Genomic DNA, 3,361 nt, shown 5'->3' with positions numbered 1-3,361 from the left:
AGATACGAGATACGAGATACGAGATACGAGATACGAGATACGAGATACGAGATATAACGATAGTTGGGGGAGTTTAAAAAGGTTTTTGGGTTAAAACAAAAGGAAGAAAAAAAAATATCGTGGTATAGCCGGGGGGACTATACCACGGGTGCCAATGACACCTTCGCTTGCTGCCGGAGTGATATGGCAAGCCACATCACCTCTGGAATAATATTAAAGAGAAAGAGTTTCTCTTCGATGGAGTAACTATACGGGTAGCGACTTGTTTTGCTTATAAAATTAACGACAGATGACTGTGAGAAAACCGACATTATTATAAGTTGTTGATTATTATTGCCTTATTGTTTTCTGGTTGACGCGTACTAGTAAGGTAGTCCCCACTAATTGTTGAAAGTGACGTTTTTGACGTAAACGTTTTTAACGAAATTTACGAGAGTGTATTTTCGAAAACATTGATTTCACACAATAGAATTGTGGGTATGTGCGTGTATTATGTCGGTAATAACAATCTTTCTCATTATCAATCTCGAACTGGGTACTTATGAAACTCTCACAACTAGAGCAAGGAAAAGCGGCTTCTATTGTTGCACTTACAGGTTTAACACCAGACGTTAGAAAAAAACTAATGGTTATGGGCATGTTGCCAAAAACCGAGGTGACACTTATCCGTCGTGCACCTATGGGTGATCCGCTTCAAGTTGAAGTGAGAGGTGTTTCTATAGCCATTCGTGAAAGCATTGCAGAACAAATCGAGGTTATCTAAATGGATTATCAAGTTCTTACTGTTGGTAACCCTAATAGTGGTAAAACAACATTATTTAACGCATTAACTGGCGCAAAACAGCACGTTGGTAACTGGGTTGGTGTGACCGTAGAAAAGAAAACCGGTTTATATTCGCACGCTGGGGATCAATTTCAGTTAACGGATTTACCAGGCATTTATGCACTAGACAGTGGTAATGATGCAAACAGTATCGATGAGTCTATTGCATCACGCGCCGTGCTTACTCACCCAGCGGACATGATCATCAATGTTGTTGATGCTAGCTGTTTGGAAAGAAGCTTATACATGACATTACAATTGCGAGAGTTGGGTCGCCCAATGATCGTTGTATTGAACAAAATGGATGTATTAAAGCGTGAGCGTCAGGTGATTAATCTTAAGGCTCTAGAAAAAGAGCTAGGTTGCCCGGTTCTAAGCTTGTCAGCAAACGATAAAGGACAAGTGGTTCGTTTTAAAGAGCGTTTGCATAAGCTTCTGGTTCAAGGTGTGAGTCTTGATCCTATCTCTATTGATTACGATGTCGCGTTAGAAGCTCTTATTCCTTCTGTTGAGTCACAATTTGATGATGCTGACGTATCTCACCGAGCACTAGCGATTCGTGCTTTAGAAAATGATTACTTGGTATTGAATGGTTTGGCCCCACAAACTCGCACTCAAATTGATAGTGTGCGTCTTGGTGCCGATTTGGATATTGATCTTGCTGTTGCTGACGCTAAATACACTTTCTTACATGAACTTTGTAAACGAGTTCGTCGCAGCGAAGGCAAACTGAGCCGTAATTTCACAGAGAAAGCCGATCAATTCATTTTGAATAAATGGGTCGGGATTCCTTTCTTCTTCGTCATCATGTACCTAATGTTTATGTTCTCTATCAATATCGGTAGCGCGTTTATCGACTTCTTCGATATTGGTGTTGGCGCAATATTAGTTGATGGCGGACATCACTTATTAGATGGTCACTTACCGGTTTGGCTAGTCACCGTTCTTGCTGATGGTATTGGTGGTGGTATCCAAACGGTTGCGACCTTTATTCCGGTTATTGCCGCGCTTTACTTGTTCTTAGCGGTACTAGAAAGTTCAGGCTACATGGCCCGCGCTGCATTTGTACTGGATAAAGTGATGCAGAAAATTGGCTTACCGGGCAAAGCATTTGTACCACTTGTTCTGGGTTTTGGCTGTAACGTACCTTCTATCATGGCAACGCGTACTCTTGACCAAGAGCGCGAACGTAAACTCGCCGCATCAATGGCACCGTTTATGTCATGTGGTGCTCGTCTACCTGTATACGCACTGTTTGCTGCTGCATTCTTTCCTGGTGCTGGACAAAACGTTGTGTTCGCTCTGTACATCATGGGTATTCTGGCTTCTGTATTTACGGGCTTGTTCCTTAAAAATACTATCTATCCTGGTAGCAGCGATAGCTTGGTTATGGAAATGCCGGATTACGAATTGCCGACCGTGCAAAACGTGATGCTGAAAACTTGGCAGAAGCTGAAACGTTTCGTGCTTGGCGCAGGTAAAACCATTGTAATGGTTGTGGCAATTCTGAGTTTCTTGAATTCATTAGGTATGGACGGCAGTTTTGGTAACGAAGACAGTGAAAGTTCTGTGCTATCTAAAGCGGCTCAAGTTGTAACGCCTGTATTCCAACCGATTGGTATTACTGAAGAGAACTGGCCTGCAACGGTTGGTATCATTACCGGTATTTTTGCGAAAGAAGCCGTGGTTGGTACGCTAAATAGCTTATACACTACACCTTCTGATGAAGAAGCGGCTGAGTTTGATCTAGCGGCAAGTTTAGAAGAAGCCGTAATGACCATTCCTGAAAACCTTGCTGGTTTGAGCTATTCAGATCCATTAGGCATTGAAGTTGGTGACTTGTCTGACTCTAGTTCTGTGGCTGCTGATCAAGAGGTTGATACTTCGATCTTTGGTAACTTGAAAGATAAGTTTGTATCAGGCCACGCTGCGTTTGCTTACTTAATTCTAATCTTGCTTTACACACCTTGTGTGGCAGCGATGGGTGCTTATGTTCGTGAATTTGGTCAGACGTTTGCCCGCTTCATCGCCGTTTGGACAATGGCACTTGGCTACTTCGGTGCGACCTTCTATTATCAAGCAGCAAACTTCGCTGCTCATCCAATCAGCAGTGCGGTATGGATGGTTGCAATTGCTGGTGGTTTTGTGGTGACGTATCGCATCTTCAAGAAAATCGGCAGTAAGCAAAAAGCACTTGAGGTGCAAGTAGTATGATTTTAACTGAACTTCATCAATACATTGATAACGAAGGTGTTGCTGCTCGTAGTGAGCTTGCATCTAAGTTTGGGGTAAGTGAAGACGGTATCGATGCGATGCTGGGAGTGTGGGTCAAGAAAGGCAAGATATCTCGCTTGGTCGACACCAATAAGCATGGTCACACAATACGTATTCGCTACACCATCAGCAAACAAGATGGTTTGTCTCTGAATGTGATGATGTAGTTCAGGCCTTCATACTCTCGTTGAAAGCGACGATATTAGACAATAAAAAAAGGTTCATCGCGGCTTTCCGGGGAAAGCCGCTTTTATCTTCAAGAAG

Annotated in this window: 3 protein-coding genes; all 3 read left to right on the top strand. The window is 42.8% G+C overall.

Going from position 1 to position 3,361, the window contains the following annotated elements; translation table 11 throughout:
• Nucleotides 1-541: 541 nt before the first annotated feature.
• The 3 genes from ACED42_RS21570 to ACED42_RS21560 are packed head-to-tail and all read left to right on the top strand — an operon-like array spanning nucleotide 542 to nucleotide 3,264.
• Nucleotides 542-763: a FeoA family protein gene (locus ACED42_RS21570; protein ID WP_004734203.1), complete on the top strand. Its 222-nt coding sequence runs from the start codon at nucleotides 542-544 to the stop codon at nucleotides 761-763.
• Entirely contained in the window at nucleotides 764-3,037 is a 2,274-nt protein-coding gene (gene feoB, locus ACED42_RS21565) for a Fe(2+) transporter permease subunit FeoB (protein ID WP_371704109.1), read from the top strand.
• Nucleotides 3,034-3,264 (top strand): FeoC-like transcriptional regulator, encoded by a 231-nt coding sequence (locus tag ACED42_RS21560; protein ID WP_371704107.1) that lies wholly within the window; start codon nucleotides 3,034-3,036, stop codon nucleotides 3,262-3,264. Before feoB ends, ACED42_RS21560 begins: the two co-directional genes overlap by 4 nt.
• The last annotated feature ends 97 nt before the right edge of the window (nucleotides 3,265-3,361 follow it).

The sequence above is a fragment of the Vibrio sp. FF145 genome (genome assembly GCF_041439075.1).
Lineage (GTDB): Bacteria > Pseudomonadota > Gammaproteobacteria > Enterobacterales > Vibrionaceae > Vibrio > Vibrio tasmaniensis_A.
The sequence above is the reverse complement of the archived record's forward strand: the minus strand, read 5'-3'. Positions and strand labels throughout refer to the sequence as shown.